General features: G+C 70.8%; 18 protein-coding genes. 8 read left to right on the top strand and 10 right to left on the bottom strand.

Annotated features, from left to right (window positions below):
• Window positions 1-69 precede the first annotated feature (69 nt).
• Genes MSA03_RS04475 through MSA03_RS04465 form a run of 3 tightly spaced genes read left to right on the top strand, consistent with a single transcriptional unit; the run spans window position 70 to window position 1822 of the window.
• Window positions 70-507 carry a VOC family protein gene (locus MSA03_RS04475; protein WP_147049808.1) on the top strand — a complete coding sequence of 146 codons (438 nt, stop codon included), beginning with the start codon at window positions 70-72 and terminating at the stop codon, window positions 505-507.
• A complete protein-coding gene (locus MSA03_RS04470; protein WP_147049807.1) occupies window positions 507-1193 on the top strand; it encodes a winged helix-turn-helix transcriptional regulator in 687 nt (228 codons plus the stop codon). The genes MSA03_RS04475 and MSA03_RS04470 overlap by 1 nt, the downstream gene beginning before the upstream one ends.
• Complete coding sequence (locus MSA03_RS04465; RefSeq protein WP_147049806.1) at window positions 1190-1822, top strand: dihydrofolate reductase family protein; 633 nt, start codon at window positions 1190-1192, stop codon at window positions 1820-1822. The genes MSA03_RS04470 and MSA03_RS04465 overlap by 4 nt, the downstream gene beginning before the upstream one ends.
• Window positions 1823-1841: 19 nt before the next feature.
• Here the strand turns inward: MSA03_RS04465 and MSA03_RS04460 are convergent, their stop codons facing one another.
• The gene (locus MSA03_RS04460; RefSeq protein WP_147049805.1) at window positions 1842-2684 is read right to left on the bottom strand and encodes an exodeoxyribonuclease III; all 843 of its coding nucleotides are present in this window, start codon (window positions 2682-2684) and stop codon (window positions 1842-1844) included.
• Window positions 2685-2787: 103 nt separating this feature from the next.
• Here MSA03_RS04460 and MSA03_RS04455 point away from each other — a divergent pair, with 103 nt between their 5' ends.
• A complete protein-coding gene (locus MSA03_RS04455) occupies window positions 2788-3582 on the top strand; it encodes a S1 family peptidase (protein ID WP_147049804.1) in 795 nt (264 codons plus the stop codon).
• A 43-nt stretch (window positions 3583-3625) separates the two neighbouring features.
• Here MSA03_RS04455 and pntB read toward each other — a convergent pair whose 3' ends face one another.
• Both pntB and MSA03_RS04445 read right to left on the bottom strand, forming a co-directional pair.
• Entirely contained in the window at window positions 3626-5041 is a 1416-nt protein-coding gene (gene pntB / locus MSA03_RS04450; protein WP_147049803.1) for a Re/Si-specific NAD(P)(+) transhydrogenase subunit beta, read from the bottom strand.
• Complete coding sequence (locus tag MSA03_RS04445; protein ID WP_147049802.1) at window positions 5038-6585, bottom strand: Re/Si-specific NAD(P)(+) transhydrogenase subunit alpha; 1548 nt, start codon at window positions 6583-6585, stop codon at window positions 5038-5040. Before MSA03_RS04445 ends, pntB begins: the two co-directional genes overlap by 4 nt.
• Before the next feature lie 117 nt (window positions 6586-6702).
• Between MSA03_RS04445 and pyrE the strand changes: the two genes are divergently transcribed.
• Both pyrE and MSA03_RS04435 read left to right on the top strand, forming a co-directional pair.
• Complete coding sequence (gene pyrE, locus MSA03_RS04440) at window positions 6703-7281, top strand: orotate phosphoribosyltransferase (protein ID WP_147049801.1); 579 nt, start codon at window positions 6703-6705, stop codon at window positions 7279-7281.
• Complete coding sequence (locus tag MSA03_RS04435; protein ID WP_147049800.1) at window positions 7233-8363, top strand: malate/lactate/ureidoglycolate dehydrogenase; 1131 nt, start codon at window positions 7233-7235, stop codon at window positions 8361-8363. Before pyrE ends, MSA03_RS04435 begins: the two co-directional genes overlap by 49 nt.
• Before the next feature lie 19 nt (window positions 8364-8382).
• Here the strand turns inward: MSA03_RS04435 and MSA03_RS04430 are convergent, their stop codons facing one another.
• Complete coding sequence (locus tag MSA03_RS04430) at window positions 8383-8562, bottom strand: hypothetical protein (protein WP_147049799.1); 180 nt, start codon at window positions 8560-8562, stop codon at window positions 8383-8385.
• A 106-nt stretch (window positions 8563-8668) separates the two neighbouring features.
• On the bottom strand, window positions 8669-9478 hold the full coding sequence (locus MSA03_RS04425; protein WP_147049798.1) for an HAD-IIA family hydrolase: 810 nt from the start codon (window positions 9476-9478) through the stop codon (window positions 8669-8671).
• Between the two features lie 41 nt (window positions 9479-9519).
• Between MSA03_RS04425 and MSA03_RS04420 the strand changes: the two genes are divergently transcribed.
• Window positions 9520-10473, top strand: a complete 954-nt coding sequence (locus tag MSA03_RS04420) for an SDR family NAD(P)-dependent oxidoreductase (RefSeq protein WP_147049797.1) — start codon at window positions 9520-9522, stop codon at window positions 10471-10473.
• A gap of 143 nt (window positions 10474-10616) precedes the next feature.
• On the opposite strand, the gene MSA03_RS04415 is transcribed toward MSA03_RS04420, so the two are convergent.
• The 4 genes from MSA03_RS04415 to MSA03_RS04400 are packed head-to-tail and all read right to left on the bottom strand — an operon-like array spanning window position 10617 to window position 13812.
• The gene (locus MSA03_RS04415; protein WP_147049796.1) at window positions 10617-11243 is read right to left on the bottom strand and encodes a metal-dependent transcriptional regulator; all 627 of its coding nucleotides are present in this window, start codon (window positions 11241-11243) and stop codon (window positions 10617-10619) included.
• Between the two features lie 3 nt (window positions 11244-11246).
• Entirely contained in the window at window positions 11247-12122 is an 876-nt protein-coding gene (locus MSA03_RS04410; RefSeq protein WP_147049795.1) for a metal ABC transporter permease, read from the bottom strand.
• Window positions 12119-12883, bottom strand: a complete 765-nt coding sequence (locus MSA03_RS04405; protein WP_147049794.1) for a metal ABC transporter ATP-binding protein — start codon at window positions 12881-12883, stop codon at window positions 12119-12121. The genes MSA03_RS04410 and MSA03_RS04405 overlap by 4 nt, the downstream gene beginning before the upstream one ends.
• Window positions 12880-13812 (bottom strand): metal ABC transporter substrate-binding protein, encoded by a 933-nt coding sequence (locus MSA03_RS04400; protein ID WP_147049793.1) that lies wholly within the window; start codon window positions 13810-13812, stop codon window positions 12880-12882. The genes MSA03_RS04405 and MSA03_RS04400 overlap by 4 nt, the downstream gene beginning before the upstream one ends.
• A gap of 81 nt (window positions 13813-13893) precedes the next feature.
• Here MSA03_RS04400 and MSA03_RS04395 point away from each other — a divergent pair, with 81 nt between their 5' ends.
• Window positions 13894-14523, top strand: a complete 630-nt coding sequence (locus MSA03_RS04395; RefSeq protein ID WP_147049792.1) for a TrmH family RNA methyltransferase — start codon at window positions 13894-13896, stop codon at window positions 14521-14523.
• Between the two features lie 16 nt (window positions 14524-14539).
• On the opposite strand, the gene MSA03_RS04390 is transcribed toward MSA03_RS04395, so the two are convergent.
• Window positions 14540-15859: an MATE family efflux transporter gene (locus MSA03_RS04390; protein ID WP_147049791.1), complete on the bottom strand. Its 1320-nt coding sequence runs from the start codon at window positions 15857-15859 to the stop codon at window positions 14540-14542.
• Between the last annotated feature and the right edge of the window lie 43 nt (window positions 15860-15902).

Genomic DNA, 15902 nt, shown 5'->3' with positions numbered 1-15902 from the left:
GAGCTTGTTATTTGCAAGTATCGCCTCAGCCCCGTCACCGACGCCGGGGCCCATCCTCTGGAGGACGCGATGACCGACATCTTCGTCAACCTGCCGACCGCCGACCTCGAGCGCAGCAAGGCGTTCTACACGGCCCTCGGCTGCGAACTGAACCCGCTCTTCACCGACGAGAACGCCGCGTGTGTCGTGTGGGACGAGAACATCTACTTCATGGTGCTGACGCGCGAGTTCTTCGCGACGTTCACCGACAAGGAGGTGGCCGACCCGCGGACGACCGCGCAGGCGCTCACCGCGCTGAGCCGACCGTCGCGCGACGAGGTCGACGCCGTGCTGGCCGCCGGCATCGCGGCGGGCGGCGTGGAGCCGCGTCCCGCGCAGGACTACGGCTTCATGTACTCCCGCGACCTGGAGGACCCGGACGGCAACGTCCTGGAGTTCCTCTACATGGATCCGCAGGCCGCCACGCAGGGGCCCGAGGCGTACCTGGCGGAGCAGGCACAGCAGTAGTGGCGCCCCGGAGCTATGGCCAGTACTGCGGCGTCACGACGGCCGTCGAGCTGATCGGGGAGCGTTGGGCGCTGCTCATCGTCCGCGATCTGCTCGTCGGGCCGCGCCGCTACACCGATCTCAAGCAGGGGCTGCCGCGCATTCCCACGAACATCCTCTCCACGCGGCTCAAGGAGCTGCAGGAGGGCGGGGTCGTGCGCCGCGTGCCGCTCATGAACTGCGGCCTCGTCTACGAGCTGACCGACTACGGGCGCGAGCTCGAGCCGATCGTGATGGCGCTCGGACGGTGGGGGTTCCAGGCGATGGGCGACCCCGGCCCGGGCGACGTCGTGACGGCGGATTCGCTGACGATGGCCCTTCGGACCGCGTTTCGGCCGGACGTCGCCGTCGCCATGCCCGCCACGGCATACGAGGTGCAGGTCGGCGATGTCGCGCTGCGCGCCGACGTGGCGCCGGAGGGGCTGCGCGTCGCGCAGCTCGCGCCCCCCTCGCCCCCGATCGGCGGTCGTCTGCCCGCCGACGATCCGGACGTCGTCTTCGCCGCGGGTCCCGGCATCCGCCACGTCATCTCGGGAGCGCTCACGCCGGCCGCGGCCCTCGACGACGGGGTGGTGCGCGTCGTCTCGGGCGACGAGACTCTGCTCGAGCGCTTCGCGGCGACCTTCCACCTCGGGAGCACACCATGACCGGACGCATCGTCATCGACATCTTCATGACGCTCGACGGGGTCGCCCAGGCGCCGGGCGGGCCGGATGAGGACCCGAGCGGCGGGTTCCCCTTCGGCGGCTGGCAGGCGCCGTTCGCGGACCGGGCGAGCGGTGAGCAGATCGTGGAGAACATCACCCGCATCGACGCTCTCCTCCTCGGCCGCCGCACGTACGACATCTTCGCGGGCTACTGGCCGGCCCATGCGGGCCGGGGGTCGGTCATCGCCGACGTCCTCAACGGGGTGCCCAAGTACGTCGCATCACGCGGCGAGCCGACCCTGGCGTGGGCGGGCTCGACGCTCCTCGGCGCCGATCTGGAGGCCGAGATCCAGGCGCTGCGGGCGCGCCACGCCGAGACGCACGTCATCGGCAGCATCGACTTCGCGCACAGCCTCCTCGACGCCGGCCTCTTCGACGAGCTCAACCTCTGGGTGTACCCGCTCGTGCTGGGCCGCGGCAAGAAGGTCTTCCCGGACGGCGCCGTGCCGGCCACCCTGCGCCTGCTCGACCCGCCGTTCGGGTCGGAGACGGGGGCCGTGCGGCTGCGCTACGCACCGGCCGGACCGGTCGCCACCGGCGCCATGGGGCCCGACGGCACCGACGCCTGAGCGGTCGCCGCCGACGAGGTCAGCCGAAGATCATCGGCACGTCGTCGTCGGCGGGACCGGTGAGATCGAGGTCGACGACGACGGGCACGTGGTCGCTCGGGGCGTCGCCCTTGCGCTCGTTGCGGTGGATCGCGGCGCCGGCCACGGCGTTCGCGAAGGCGTGCGAGCCGAGGATGAAGTCGATCCGCAGGCCCTGGTTGCGGGGGAACCGGAGCTGCTTGTAGTCCCAGTACGTGTAGCCCTCCGGCACGAGCGGGCGGACGGTGTCGGTGAGGCCCGCGTCCAGGAGCGCCTGGAACGCGGCCCGCTCGGGCGGTGACACGTGGGTCGTGACGCCCTCGACGACCGTCGGGTCGCCGTTGTCGGCGTCGGTCGGAGCGATGTTGAAGTCGCCGGTGAGGGCCAGGGCCAGGTCGGGCTGGGCGGCGAGGGTCTCCTGCGTGTAGCCGCGCAGCGCCTCGAGCCAGTCCAGCTTGTAGAGGTAGTGCGGGTCATCGAGCGAGCGTCCGTTCGGGACGTACAGGCTCCACACGCGCACGCCGCCCACGGTCGCGCCCATGGCGCGCGCCTCTTGTGCGGCGCCGGGGCCGTTATGGCCCTTCTCGAATCCCGGCATCCCGGGGAACGCGGTCACGACGTCTTCGAGCGGCTCCCGGCTGGCGATCGCGACGCCGTTCCACTGGCTGAGGCCGTGCGCCTCGACGGTGTACCCGGCAGCCTCGAACTCGGCGTACGGGAACTGCTCGGGCTTGCACTTGATCTCCTGCATCGCGAGCACGTCGACGTCCTCGCGGACGGCGAAGTCGACGATCCGTCCGACACGGGCGCGGATCGAGTTGACGTTCCAGGTGGCAAGCCGCATGACATCCAGCCTATTCACCGCCGGCGACCTCGACGCAGACTGCCCCCTTGATCCCATCCCGTTCCGGTGCGATGCTCAGCGCACCTGCGAAGAAGGAGGAGAAATGCGCACACCCGCGTTCGGAGTGGCGGTCGCCGCCGCTCTGCTGCTCATCTCGGTGGCCTCGCCCGCACAGGCGATCACCGATGGCATGCCCGACGGTGACGACCATCCACAGGTCGGGCTCATGGTCGCGTTCGACGAGGAGGGCCCCGCGTGGCGCTGCAGCGGCACGCTCATCTCCCCGACGGTCTATCTCACGGCCGGCCACTGCACCTATGGGGCCACCCGCGTCGAGATCTGGTTCGATGACGACCTCCGTGACGCCGCCGCCGTCGGCTACCCGAACGAGGGCGATGTGAGCGGCACCCCGTACACGCATCCGCAGTACGACGACGCCGCGTTCTACCTGTACGACGTCGGGGTGGTCGTCCTCGACGAGCCCGTCATCCTGCCCGAGTACGGCACGCTCCCGACACTCGACCAGCTCGACCCTCTCGCGGCGAAGAGCGGCAAGAAGGACGTCACGTTCACGTCGGTCGGCTACGGGCTCCAGAAGTCCTTCCCCGACGCGGCCTCGTGGAAGAACCAGGCCGAGCGCCTGCGCATGGTCTCGCACCCCAAGCTCATCCAGATCAACACGGGCTTCACGGGCGACGCCTCGCTCCTGCTGTCGAACAACGCCCACACCGGCGGCACGTGCTACGGCGACTCCGGGGGGCCGAACTTCCTCGGTGACTCGCTCGTGGTCGCCGGGGTCACCTCGTTCGGGCTGAACAGCGCGTGCGGCGGCACGGGCGGGGTGTACCGCATCGACCGGGCGGACGACCTGGCCTTCATCGGCTCGTTCCTGGACTGAGCCGCACCCGCGGCGACACCGGCCGCCGGACCGAGGGAGCGGGTCAGAGGACGCGGAGGATGTCCTCGACCCGCTCCTTCGCGTCGCCGAACAGCATCTGCGTGTTCTCGCGCCAGAACAGGGGGTTCGCGACGCCGGCGTAGCCGGATGCCATCGACCGCTTGAAGACGATGACGTGCTCGGCCTCCCACACGCGCAGCACCGGCATCCCGGCGATGGGGCTGCCCGGGTCCTCCGCCGCGGCGGGGTTGACGGTGTCGTTCGCGCCGATGACGAGCACGACCGACGTGCGGGCGAAGTCGTCGTTCACCTCGTCCATCTCGAGCACGACGTCGTACGGCACACGGGCTTCGGCCAGCAGCACGTTCATGTGCCCGGGGAGGCGGCCGGCGACCGGGTGGATGCCGAATCGCACGTCGACGCCACGGTCGCGCAGACGCTGCGTGAGCTCGGCGACCGGGTACTGCGCCTGTGCGACGGCCATCCCGTAGCCGGGGGTGATGATGACCGACGCGGCGGATGCCAGCAGCTCGGCGGCGCTCTCCGCGTCGATCTCGCGGTGCTCGCCCGTCTCGGCGTCGCCGCTCTGCGGAGCTTCGATCCCGAAGCCGCCCGCGATGACGGAGAGGAACGAGCGGTTCATCGCCTTGCACATGATGTACGAAAGGTACGCACCGGAGGAGCCCACCAGCGCGCCGGTGACGATCAGCAGGTCGTTGTCCAGGAGGAATCCGGCCGCGGCCGCAGCCCACCCGGAGTAGCTGTTGAGCATCGAGACGACGACCGGCATGTCGCCGCCGCCGATGGATGCCACCAGGTGCCAGCCGAGGGCGAGGGCGATCAGCGTCACCGCGATGAGCAGCCCCAGCGACGGCGTCACGACATACCAGACGGTGAGAGCAACGAAGATGACGAGGGCGCCGACGTTGAGCGCGTTCTTGCCCGGCAGCACGAGCGGCTTCGCGCTGATCCGTCCAGAGAGCTTGAGGAATGCCACGATCGACCCGGTGAAGGTCACCGCGCCGATGAAGACACCGATGAAGACCTCGGCGTGGTGGATGTCGCGCAGCGCGCCCGTGAGCCCGTGGTCGTACAGGTGGCCGTTCCAGCCGACGAGCACGGCGGCGAGGCCGACGAAGGAGTGCAGCAGGGCGATGAGCTCGGGCATCCCGGTCATCTCCACCACCCGGGCACGCCACAGGCCCACCGCACCGCCGACCAGCACGGCGACACCCAGCAGCGTCAAGCCGAGCATCGCCTGGGGCTGACCCCAGGCATCGGCGGCGGTGAGACATACCGTCGCGGCCAGGGCGATGGTCATGCCGGCAACGCCGTAGGCCACCCCGCGCCGGCTGGTGTCGTGCCTGCTGAGCCCGGCCAGGCTCAGGATGAACAGAAGCGCGGCGACGACATATGCGGCAGTGGCTATGGCGCCGGCGACGGATGCGGCCGCGCTCACGTGCGGTCCCCCTTCGAGAACATGGCGAGCATTCGCCGGGTCACAGCGAACCCGCCGAAGACGTTGATGGAGGCGACCAGCACCGCGACGGCCGCCAGGATCTGCACGACCAGGACGTCCGCGGTGATCTGGACCATCGCTCCGACGACGATGATGCCGCTGATCGCGTTGGTCACGCTCATGAGCGGGGTGTGCAGCGCGTGGGCGACCTTGCCGATGACGTAGAAGCCGACCACGACCGACAGGGTCAGGACGAGGAAGTGCTGCGGCAGCGGCGCCGGGGCGAACGCGCACACGGCGAACAGCGCGGCCACGCCGGCGGCGATCAACCCGGTCTTCGCGGCAGGGGGCAGGGTGTGCCGGGGTGTGACCACCGCGGCGGGGGCGGATGCCGCCGCCGGCGGGGCGGCGGAGACCTGCACGGGCGGCGGCGGCCAGGTCACCTCGCCGCCGCGGACGACGGTCACCGAGCGCTGCACGATGTCGTCGAAGTCGAGGACGAGCGCGCCGTCCTTGCCGGGAGTGAGCAGTTTCAGCAGGTTCAGGACGTTCGTGCCGTAGAGCTGAGACGCCTGTTGCGGGAGCCGTCCAGCCAGATCGGTGTACCCGAGGATCGTGACACCGTTCTCGGTGACCACGCGCTGTCCCGCCGCGGAGCCTTCGACGTTCCCGCCGAACCCTGCGGCCATGTCGACGATGACGCTGCCCGGCTTCATGCTCGCGACATCCGTGGCGGTGATCAGGCGCGGGGCGGGTCGACCCGGGATCAGGGCGGTCGTGATGATGATGTCCACGTCGGCGGCCTGCTCGGAATACAGCTCGGCGGCGCGCCGGTCGTACGCCTGGCTGGTCGCCTTCGCGTAGCCGTCGGCTGAGATCTCCTTCTGCTCGTCCGGGACGATGACCTCCAGGTACTCGCCGCCGATCGAACGCACCTGGTCGGCGACCTCGGGCCGCGGATCGGTCGCCCGGACGATGGCGCCCAGGCTCGAGGCCGCCCCGATGGCAGCTAGGCCCGCCACACCCGCACCCGCGACGAGCACCTTGGCGGGCGGCACCTTGCCCGCGGCGGTGACCTGCCCGGTGAAGAAGCGGCCGAACTCGCCGGCCGCCTCCACGACCGCGCGGTATCCGGAGATGTTGGCCATGGAGCTCAGCACATCCATCGACTGCGCGCGGGATATGCGGGGAACGGCATCCATCGCGAGCGCCGTCACGCCGCGTTCCGACAGTTGCTGGAGCAACTCGGGGCGCAATGCCGGCGAGAGCACGCCGATCACGGTGGCTCCCGGGCTGAGCAGCGAGATCTCCTCCGGCATCGGAGCCGTGACCTTCAGCACCACATCCGCCGCCCAGGCCTCCGCGCGCGAGACGATCGTGGCACCCGCGGCGGCGTATGCCGAGTCGGGGAAGGACGAATGGGCCCCGGCATCCGTCTGGACGAGGACGTCGTAGCCGAGGCCACGGAGGTGCTGGGCGGTGGCCGGGGACGCCGCGACCCGATTCTCTCCGGCGGGTTCTGCGACGATGCCGATGCGACTCATGGAACTCCTCGAGATGCGGCCGGTCCGCGTGAGGGACCTGCCCCCCGACTATAGGGTGTGGCTCCGCCCGCAGATCGGCTCCCGCCCGGAGATAATCCCCCGGCGTAGAATCGGGCCATGTCCGTCGCCTCCACACCAGAGCTCGAAGCCGACCGCCAGTACCTCATCGCGCTCATCGAGGACGAGGCGGTGTTCCACGGGGACTTCACGCTGTCCAGCGGGCAGCAGGCGTCCTACTACGTCGACATGCGCAAGCTGACCCTCGACCATCGGGCAGCGCCCGCGATCGGGCGGATCATGCTGGACCTGATCCGCGACGTCGAGGATGTCGTCGCGGTCGGCGGGCTCACCCTCGGCGCGGATCCGATCGCCAACGCGATCATGCACGAGTCGGCGCGCACGCACCGGCCGCTGGACGCGTTCGTGGTGCGCAAGGAGGCCAAGGACCACGGCCGCGGCCGTCAGGTCGAGGGCGCGGATGTCGCCGGACAGCGCGTGGTCGTGGTCGAGGACACCTCGACCACCGGGCAGTCCGCACTCAAGGCGGTCGACGCGCTGCGCAGGGAGGGTGCCGAACCGATCGCGGTGGCCGTCATCGTCGACCGCGGGACCGGCGCGCAGGCGGCGGTGGAAGCCGAGGGACTGCGATGGCTCGCCGCGGTCGACCTCGACGACCTGGGACTCGACCCGCAGTGACCCGGCTGCGGTATCGCGCAGGCGATCTGCGGGAGGTGGCGCGCGCGGTCATCGAGGCTTTCGGGAGCAGCGCCGACGAAGCGGCCGTGGTCGCCGATCACATGGTCGGAGCGAACCTCAAGGGCCATGACTCGCACGGTGTCGGCCTGCTCGCCTCCTACGACGCCGATCTGGCCGCCGGTTCCCTCGTCCCGAACGCGCGCCCGCAGACGCTGCTCGACGCGGGGCCCCTGCTGCAGATCGACGCGCGGTTCGGCTTCGGTCAGCGGGTGGGACGCGAGGCGGTGGACGCGGCGATCTCGCGCGCCCGCGCGCACGGGGTGGCCCTGCTGACCCTTCGTCACGCGCACCACCTCGGGCGCATCGGGACGTACGGCGAGCAGGCCGCCGCGGCCGGCCTCGTCTCCGTCCACTTCGTGAACGTGCTGGGCGTCACGCCCCTGGTGGCGCCCTTCGGCGGTGCGCAGGCCCGGTTCGGCACCGATCCGGTGTGCATCGCGCTGCCCGGCGAACACGGCACCGCCCCGGTCGTGATGGACTGGGCGACCAGCATGGTCGCCTACGGCAAGGCGCGGGTCGCGTACCACGACGGCAGCGTGTTCCCCGAGCCGGTGCTGGTCTCCGCCGACGGCGTGCCGACCGCCGACCCGTCGGTCATGTTCACCGACCCGCCCGGCGCCCTCCTCCCGTTCGGCTCCCATAAGGGCGGTGGGATGCTGTTCGTCACGGAGCTGCTGGCCGGCATCCTCTCCGGTGGCGGCACCCTCGCCGACGACGACGTTCCGCGCGGTCTGGTGAACAACATGGTCTCGATCGTGATCGATCCGCGCACCCTCGGGGACGCGGGGTGGCAGAGCGCGCAGCTGCGCGACATGATCGCGTATGCCACGTCGGCGCGGCCCGCTGTCGCCGGCCGGCCGATCCTCGTCCCCGGGGAGATCGAGCGGCAGCGCGAGTCGGATCGGCTCGCCCGCGGAATCGAGATCGGCGACGAGGAGTGGGCGGGCATCCGCGACGCGGGACGTGCGCACGGCGTGCCGGAGAGCGTGTTCGACGTCGCCGGGGAGCACGCCACGGCCTGACCGCGCTCCGCGCGCCGTGTCAGCGGAAGGCGGGCAGCTGCGAGGCCAGCGCGAGCACGAGCCCGACGAAGGTCATCAGCATGAGTGCGCGGCCGTTGGGCAGGGGAGTGCCTTGCGGGGCGTCCCTCCGCGCGCGCAGGAAGAGGACGAGGGTCACCACCAGCACCGCGAGCGCCGACAGCGCGAGGAACAGCGCCATTAGCGGTCGTCACCGCGGTCGCGCAGGAACCGCACGACGAACACGACCAGGGTCCCCAGCAGCACGACGCCGGTCGAGGCGAACAGAAGCGTCTGCTCGACCGCGTTCACAGCCCCTCCGGCAGCTCGGACTCGACCGGCTCGGCGCTGACGAGGTCGGCGACCGAGTCGAGGATCTCGTCGGGCCGGAACGGGTAGCGTCCGATCTCGGCGTCGTCGGCGATGCCGGTGCGCACCAGCACGGTGTGCAGGCCCGCCTCGATCCCGGCGACGACGTCCGTGTCCATGCGGTCGCCGATCATGCCCGTGTTCTCCGAGTGCGCGCCGATCCGGTTCATGGCCGAACGGAACATCATCGGGTTCGGCTTGCCGACCACATACGGCGCCCGTCCGGTCGCGTGGGTGATGAGGGCGGCGAACGAGCCGGTGGCGGGAACCACGCCGGAGGGGGTGGGGCCGGTGGCATCCGGGTTGGTGATGATGAACCGCGCCCCTGCGTTGATGAAGCGGATGGCCTTGGTGATCGCCTCGAACGAGTACTGGCGGGTCTCGCCCACCACGACGTAGTCCGGCTGGGTCTCGGTCATGATGTACCCGACCTCGTACAGGGCGGTCGTCAGGCCCGCCTCGCCGATCACGAAGGCGGTGCCCCCGGGAAGCTGCGAGCGGAGGAACTGCGCAGTGGCCAGGGCGGAGGTCCAGATGCGGTCCTCCGGCACGTCCAGTCCCGAACGGCGCAGTCTCGCGCTGAGGTCACGGGGCGTGAAGATCGGGTTGTTCGTCAGCACCAGGAAGGGCGTGCCCGCATCGCGCCACTGCGCGAGGAGCTCCGCCGCGCCGGGGATCGGCTTGTTCTCGTGGACGAGCACGCCGTCCATGTCCGTCAGCCAGCACTCGATATCGGCGCGTGTCCGCATGTGGCCAAGCCTAGTCGGCGCCGCAGCCGTAGTCTCGATGCGTGGCGCGAGACGAGTGGGACCCCGAGCACCTCCCGGCTCTGACCGGCAGGCGCTATCTCGTGACCGGTTCGACGGCCGGGCTCGGCTTCTTCTCCTGCCTGCAGCTGGCCGGGGCGGGCGCGCACGTGGTGATGACCGGGCGCAACCCCAACCGCCTGGCCACGGCGCGCGAGGCGGTGCGACGGCAGCACCCGGATGCCGAAGTCGAGACGCTGCTGCTGGATACCAGCAACCTCGGCTCGGTACGGGCCGCGGCGGCCACCGCGCGCGGTCGCACGGGCCTGGACGGACTGCTGCTGAACGCCGGCATCGTGCATCCGCCCGAGCGGCGGGAGACGACGCCCGACAACCACGAGCTCGTCTTCGCCACCAACGTGCTCGGTCACTTCGCGCTCGCCGGCGAGCTCCTGCCTGCGCTGGCATCCGCGCGCGGCCGGATGGTGTGGGTGGGGTCGATGTCGACCTCGATGTGGCAGTACGACCCGATCGACCCGGAGCTGGAGAACGGCTACACCCCGTGGCGCGCGTATGTGCAGTCCAAGGTCGCGACCACCGCGCTGGGCTTCGAGGCCGACCGGCGGCTGCGCGACGAGAGCGTGCCGGTGCTGAGCGTCGTGGCGCACCCCGGCTACTCGACCAGCGGACGGACCCGCGGCATCCTCGGGATCAACGAACCCAGCAAGACGTCCCGTTTCGTCGACAACCTCCAGGCCGCCGTCACCCAGTCCAAGGAGCACGGCGCGTGGCCGCTGGTGCGCGCGCTGACCGACCCGGCCGTCGAAGGCGGGCAGTTCTGGGGGCCCTCCCGCACGTTCGCCGGGGCGCCGCGGGTGAAGGCCGCGTCGCGGATCACCCGCGACCCCGAGATCGCCGCCCGCCTGTGGAACTACTGCGCCCATGCCACGCGCGCGCCGTGGCCCTACGAGCGGGCGCGCAAAGCGCGACGGCGGTGACCCTCGGCGACCCACCTCGCGACCCGCCACGATTCATGCGAGCCGCCACGATCCGGGCCGCACGAATCGTGGCGGCTCGACCGGAGCTTGGCGGCTCGGCGGACGAGGGGGAGGGGGAGAAGGGGAGGGGGAGGGGGAGGGGGTCAGACGGCGGCAGCGGCGGCGGGGGGAAGCTCGACGGTGGTGCCGCCATCGACACGCACCGTCTCGCGGCCGGTGACCGTCACGGTGTGGCCGACGTCGATGCCTCTGGACTCCAGCGCCCGCAGCAGGCCGGGGTCGCGGTCGGAGACGCGCAGCACCCGTCCGGTGTGATCCACGCGCGCGTCGCCCAGCAGCACGAACGGCTCCCGATGCACGTGCCCGTCGGCGTCCGGGATCGCGTCGCCGTGCGGGTCGTAACGGGGATGCCCGAGCCGCTCGTCGATGCCCGCCAGCAGGCGGTCGCTGATGGTGTGCTCGAGCACCTCGGCCTCGTCGTGCACCTCATCCCACGCGTAGCCGAACTCGCGGACCAGCCACGTCTCGATGAGGCGGTGGCGCCGGATGATCTCCGCCGCGCGCTTCTCCCCGGCTGGAGTGAGCGATACCGGACCGTAGGGCCGGTGCGACACGAGCCCCTGCGCGGCGAGCTTCTGGACCATCTCGGTGACCGTCGACGGGGCCAGCGCGAGTTCCGCGGCCAACTGCGACGAGGTCATCGCGACGGGCTGCCACTCGGTGTGGTGGTAGATGGTCTTGAGATAGTCGTCGACCGCTGCGGAAGGCACACCTCAGGCTACCGAGACGGTATCGCGGGTGCGACGACGCCGGGTGCGCCACCGGCGGAGCACCCCCTGCTTCGGGGCGAACAGGTAGACCACGGCGAACACGGCACCCTGGACGACGACGACGAGCCCGCCCGAGGACGCGTCGAGCCAGTAGCTCAGGTAGATCCCGACGATCGAAGCCGCGGCCGACAGCGCCGGGGCGATCACCAGCATCCGCGAGAAGCGATCGGTGAGCAGGTACGCGGTGGCGCCGGGGATGATCAGCATCGCCACCACCAGGATCACCCCGACCACCTGCAGGGCCACCACCGCGGTGAGGGCGAGGACGCCCAGCAGCAGAGCTCCCAGCAGCCGCGGGGACAGGCCGATGGCGAATGCGTGGGTGGGATCGAACGCGTAGAGGGTGAGGTCACGCCGCTTGACGACCAGCACCGCGAAGGCGACCGCCGCCAGCACCCCGATCTGGATCAGGTCGGCGGTGGATACCCCGAGGATGTTCCCGAACACGATGTGATTGAGGTCGGTCTGGCTCGGGGTCACCGAGATCAGCACGAGACCGACGGCGAACAACGTCGTGAAGACGATGCCGATCGCGGCGTCCTCCTTGATCCGGCTGGTGTCACGGATGATCCCGATGAGGGCGACGGCGAGGAACCCGAACACGAGCGCCCCGATCGCGAAGGGCGCGCCCAGGGTGTATGCGATCACGACGCCGGGAAGAACGGCGTGCGACACCGCGTCGCCCATCAGCGACCAGCCGATCAGCACGAGCCAGCACGAGAGCACCGCGCACACGATGGCGGCCACCACCGTGGTTGCCAGGGCCCGGATCATGAAGTCGTATCCGAGCGGTTCGAGGAGCAGGTCGTTGAGGTTCATGCGGCGTCCGTCCGGCGTTCCGGGCCATCCGGACGCGGCTCGCCCGAATCCAGACCGAACGCGCGCGCGAGGTTCTCGGGGCGCAGCGCCTCGTCGACCGCGCCCTGGAAGAGCACCCGCCGCATCAGCAGCACCGCGTCGTCGGCCAGCTCGGGAAGCGCGTGCAGGTCGTGCGTGGACACCAGGATCGTCCGCCCCGCGGCCGCCAGCTCACGCAGCAGCCGTACGATCGTGGCCTCGGATCGCTTGTCGACCCCGGCGAAGGGCTCGTCCAGCAGCAGGATGCCGGCCTGCTGCGCGATCCCGCGCGCGACGAACGCGCGTTTGCGCTGGCCGCCGGACAGACGCCCGATCTGACGGTCGGCGAACCCTTCCAGCTCCACCCGGGCGATGGCCTTCTCGACAGCGGCCCGGTCACGGGGGCTCGCCCGGCGCAGCGTGCCCTGGTGACCGTACCGGCCCATCATGACGACATCGCGCACCGAGACGGGGAAGGTCCAGTCGACGTCCTCGCTCTGCGGCACGTACCCCACGGCGCCCCGGCGGCGGGCGGCCGCCGGGGACACCCCGTCCAGAAGCACGGAGCCGTGCTGCGGGCGGATGAGCCCGACCATCGCCTTGAACAGCGTCGACTTCCCCGACCCGTTCATCCCGATCAATCCGGTAACCCGGCCCGCGGGGACGGACAGGGTCACATCGTCGAGCGCGCGCACGTCGCCGTAGTGGACGGTGACGTGCTGCACCTCGATGGCGGCGGTCATGCGTCCCGTCCGGCCAGCGCGTCGATGATCGTGCGCGCGTCGTAGCGGATGAGGTCGAGATAGGTGGGCACGGGACCATCCTGCTCCGACAGCGAATCGACGTACAGGACGCCGCCGAACGCGGCGCCGGTGGCGGCGACGACCTGCTGCATGGGCCTGTCCGACACGGTCGATTCGCAGAACACCGCGGGCACCTGGTTCTGCTCGACGAACTGGATCGCGCCGGCGATCTGCTGGGGCGTGGCCTGCTGCTCGGCGTTGACCGGCCAGATGTACCGCTCGGTGAGGCCCGCGTCGCGGGCGAGGTAGGAGAACGCGCCCTCGCAGGTCACGAGCGCCCGCTCGTTCTCGGGCAGCGCCGCCAGATCGTCGACCAGGTCGTTCTGGACCTCCTGCAGCTCGGCGGTGTACGCCGCCCCGTTCGCTGCGAAGTCCGCGGCATGCTCCGGATCGAGATCGCTGAAGGCCTCGACCATGTTCCCGACGTAGATCTGGACGTTCAGCGGGCTCATCCACGCGTGCGGGTTGGGCTTTCCGGCATACGCGTCCTCGGTGATGTCGATGGGATCCACGCCGTCGGAGACGACCACGTGCGGGACGTCGGCGGACTCGACGAACTGCGCGAACCAGACCTCGAGATTCAGGCCGTTGTCGAGGATCAGGTCGGCATCGGATGCTTTCCGGATATCGCCGGGCGTCGGTTCGTATCCGTGGATCTCGGCCCCGACCTTCGTGATCGACTCGACCCTCAGATGGTCGCCGGCGACGTTCCGGGCGATATCGGCGAGCACGGTGAAAGTGGTCAGCACGGTGGGGCGGTCGTCGAGAGGCCCCGCTCCGCCGTTGGCGTCGGAAGCGCATCCGGCGACGACCAGCGCGAGCGCTGCGGCGGCGGCGGCGAGCGGGAGTGAACGACGGAATTTCGGCATACCGAAAACCCTACCGGAGATCTTTCGGCCAGCCGAAACCGCGCGGCTCCGGGTGCGCGGCAAGAGCGCTAGCCTGGCCGAGTGACCGAGACGCCGCCCGAACCCGAGCTTTCCGTGGGCGTGGGGCCCTGGCCCACGGGCGCCTCCGACTGGCCGGACGATCCGCGCTACGACCGGGAGCTGCTCGCACACGGCGATCGCCGCAATGTCCTCGATCACTATCGGTACTGGACCGTGGCGGCCATCGTCGCGGACCTCGACGAGCATCGCCACCGCTTCCACGTCGCCATCGAGAACTGGCAGCACGACATGAACATCGGCTCGATCGTGCGCTCCGCCAACGCCTTCGGCGCCGCCGAGGTGCACATCATCGGCAAGCGCCGCTGGAACCGGCGAGGAGCGATGGTCACCGACCGCTATCAGCACGTCCGCCACCACCCTGACGTCGCCTCGTTCGCCGACTGGGCCGCCGCCGCGGCCATCCCGATCCTCGCCATCGACAACGTGCCCGGATCGGTGCCGGTGGACCGCGCCGAGCTGCCCGAGCGGTGCGTGCTGCTGTTCGGTCAGGAGGGGCCGGGCCTGTCGGCCGAGGCGCTCGCCGCGGCCAGCGGGGTGGCCGAGATCACCCAGTACGGATCCACCCGCTCCATCAACGCGAGCGCTGCCGCGGCGGTGGTCATGTACGAGTGGTGCCGCCGCTGGGCGTGATCGCCGTCGCTGAGCGTCAGCTCCCTGCGGTGAGCCACGCGGGCTGCCGGACGCGCCAGCCGAGGGTCCCGAGCCGAGCGAGCATGTAGACCCCGAAGAAGCACGCGGACAGCCATGCGAGGCCGGCGGCGCCCACCGGCCGCACGAGCCAGAGCACGACGAGGGAGGGGACGTACGGCACGAGGTTCAGCCCCCCGGCGATGGCGAGGTACCGCACATCCCCGGCGCCCATGAGGACGCCGTCGAGGACGAACACGATCCCGCACACGGGCTGCGCCACCGCCAGCACCAGCAGCGTCGGCTGGATGAGCGCGGCCAGCGCCGGATCCCCGGTGAACAGCAGCCCGATCACGCCCGATCCCGCCGCGATCCCCGCACCCACGATCACGCCGAACCAAGCCCCCCACGCGACCGTGCGGCCGAGGACCCGCCGTACGAAGGGCTGATCTCCGGCGCCCAGGCCCCTCCCGATCAACGCCTGCGCCGCGATCGCCAGAGCGTCCAGCGCGAACGCCGCGGTGGAGAAGATCGTGAAGGCCACCTGCCACCCGGCCAGTTCGGGTGTTCCGAGGGAGGTGGCCACCACCACCGTGGCCAGGAACGCCAGCCGCAGCGAGACGGTGCGCAGGAACAGCCAGCCTCCGGATCGCGCCGAGCCGCGCACTCCCTCACGGCGGAAGCCGATGGATGCCGCGTGGGTGCGCGCCAGGCGGGCGATCACCCACGCGTACGCACCGACCATCGCCCATTGCGCGACGACGGTTCCTGCCGCCGATCCGGCGATACCCCACCCGAACCCGTAGATGAACAGCCAGTTCAGCAGGGCGTTCAGCGCGAAACCGATTCCGGCGATCCACAACGGCGTGACGGTGTCCTGCATCCCGCGCAGCAGACCCGTGGCCGCGAAGACGATGAGCATCGCCGGAAGGCCCCACATCGACAGGCGCAGATAGGTCTCCGCCTGCTCGGCCACCACCGACTCGGCGCCGAACAGTGCGACCAGCGGCTCGGTCAGCAGCGAACCCGCGATCGCCAGCACAGCGCCCAGGCCCAGCGCGAGCCACAGGCCGTCGATGCCGGCGCTCACCGCGCTCGAGGAGTCGCCCGCGCCGAAGCGGCGCGCGACGGCCGGGGTGGTGGAGTAGGCGAGGAACACCATCAGGCCGACGATGGTCTGCAGCACCGCGGCGGCGATTCCCAGGCCGGCCAGTGGCGCGACCCCCAGGTGGCCGACGAGCGCGGCATCGACGATGAGGAACAGCGGCTCGGCGATGAGCGCGCCCAGGGCCGGAACGGCCAGTCGCAGGATGTCCCGGTTGAGGGTCTGGGCGGCCATGGCCACGAGCCTACTGAGCCGCGCGAGGCCGGCCGGACACAGC

The organism is Microbacterium saccharophilum (assembly GCF_007992455.1).
In the GTDB taxonomy this organism is placed as follows: domain Bacteria; phylum Actinomycetota; class Actinomycetes; order Actinomycetales; family Microbacteriaceae; genus Microbacterium; species Microbacterium saccharophilum.
This window is presented reverse-complemented; position numbering and strand designations above follow the sequence as displayed.

Excerpts from the sequence above, each read along its gene's own strand:
- MSA03_RS04475 (WP_147049808.1), top strand. The coding sequence starts at position 70 with ATGACCGACATCTTCGTCAACCTGCCGACCGCCGACCTCGAGCGCAGC.
- MSA03_RS04465 (WP_147049806.1), top strand. The coding sequence starts at position 1,190 with ATGACCGGACGCATCGTCATCGACATCTTCATGACGCTCGACGGGGTC.
- MSA03_RS04460 (WP_147049805.1), bottom strand. The coding sequence starts at position 2,684 with ATGCGGCTTGCCACCTGGAACGTCAACTCGATCCGCGCCCGTGTCGGA.
- MSA03_RS04455 (WP_147049804.1), top strand. The coding sequence starts at position 2,788 with ATGCGCACACCCGCGTTCGGAGTGGCGGTCGCCGCCGCTCTGCTGCTC.
- MSA03_RS04445 (WP_147049802.1), bottom strand. The coding sequence starts at position 6,585 with ATGAGTCGCATCGGCATCGTCGCAGAACCCGCCGGAGAGAATCGGGTC.
- pyrE (WP_147049801.1), top strand. The coding sequence starts at position 6,703 with ATGTCCGTCGCCTCCACACCAGAGCTCGAAGCCGACCGCCAGTACCTC.
- MSA03_RS04435 (WP_147049800.1), top strand. The coding sequence starts at position 7,233 with ATGGCTCGCCGCGGTCGACCTCGACGACCTGGGACTCGACCCGCAGTG.
- MSA03_RS04430 (WP_147049799.1), bottom strand. The coding sequence starts at position 8,562 with ATGGCGCTGTTCCTCGCGCTGTCGGCGCTCGCGGTGCTGGTGGTGACC.
- MSA03_RS04425 (WP_147049798.1), bottom strand. The coding sequence starts at position 9,478 with ATGCGGACACGCGCCGATATCGAGTGCTGGCTGACGGACATGGACGGC.
- MSA03_RS04410 (WP_147049795.1), bottom strand. The coding sequence starts at position 12,122 with ATGAACCTCAACGACCTGCTCCTCGAACCGCTCGGATACGACTTCATG.
- MSA03_RS04405 (WP_147049794.1), bottom strand. The coding sequence starts at position 12,883 with ATGACCGCCGCCATCGAGGTGCAGCACGTCACCGTCCACTACGGCGAC.
- MSA03_RS04400 (WP_147049793.1), bottom strand. The coding sequence starts at position 13,812 with ATGCCGAAATTCCGTCGTTCACTCCCGCTCGCCGCCGCCGCCGCAGCG.
- MSA03_RS04390 (WP_147049791.1), bottom strand. The coding sequence starts at position 15,859 with ATGGCCGCCCAGACCCTCAACCGGGACATCCTGCGACTGGCCGTTCCG.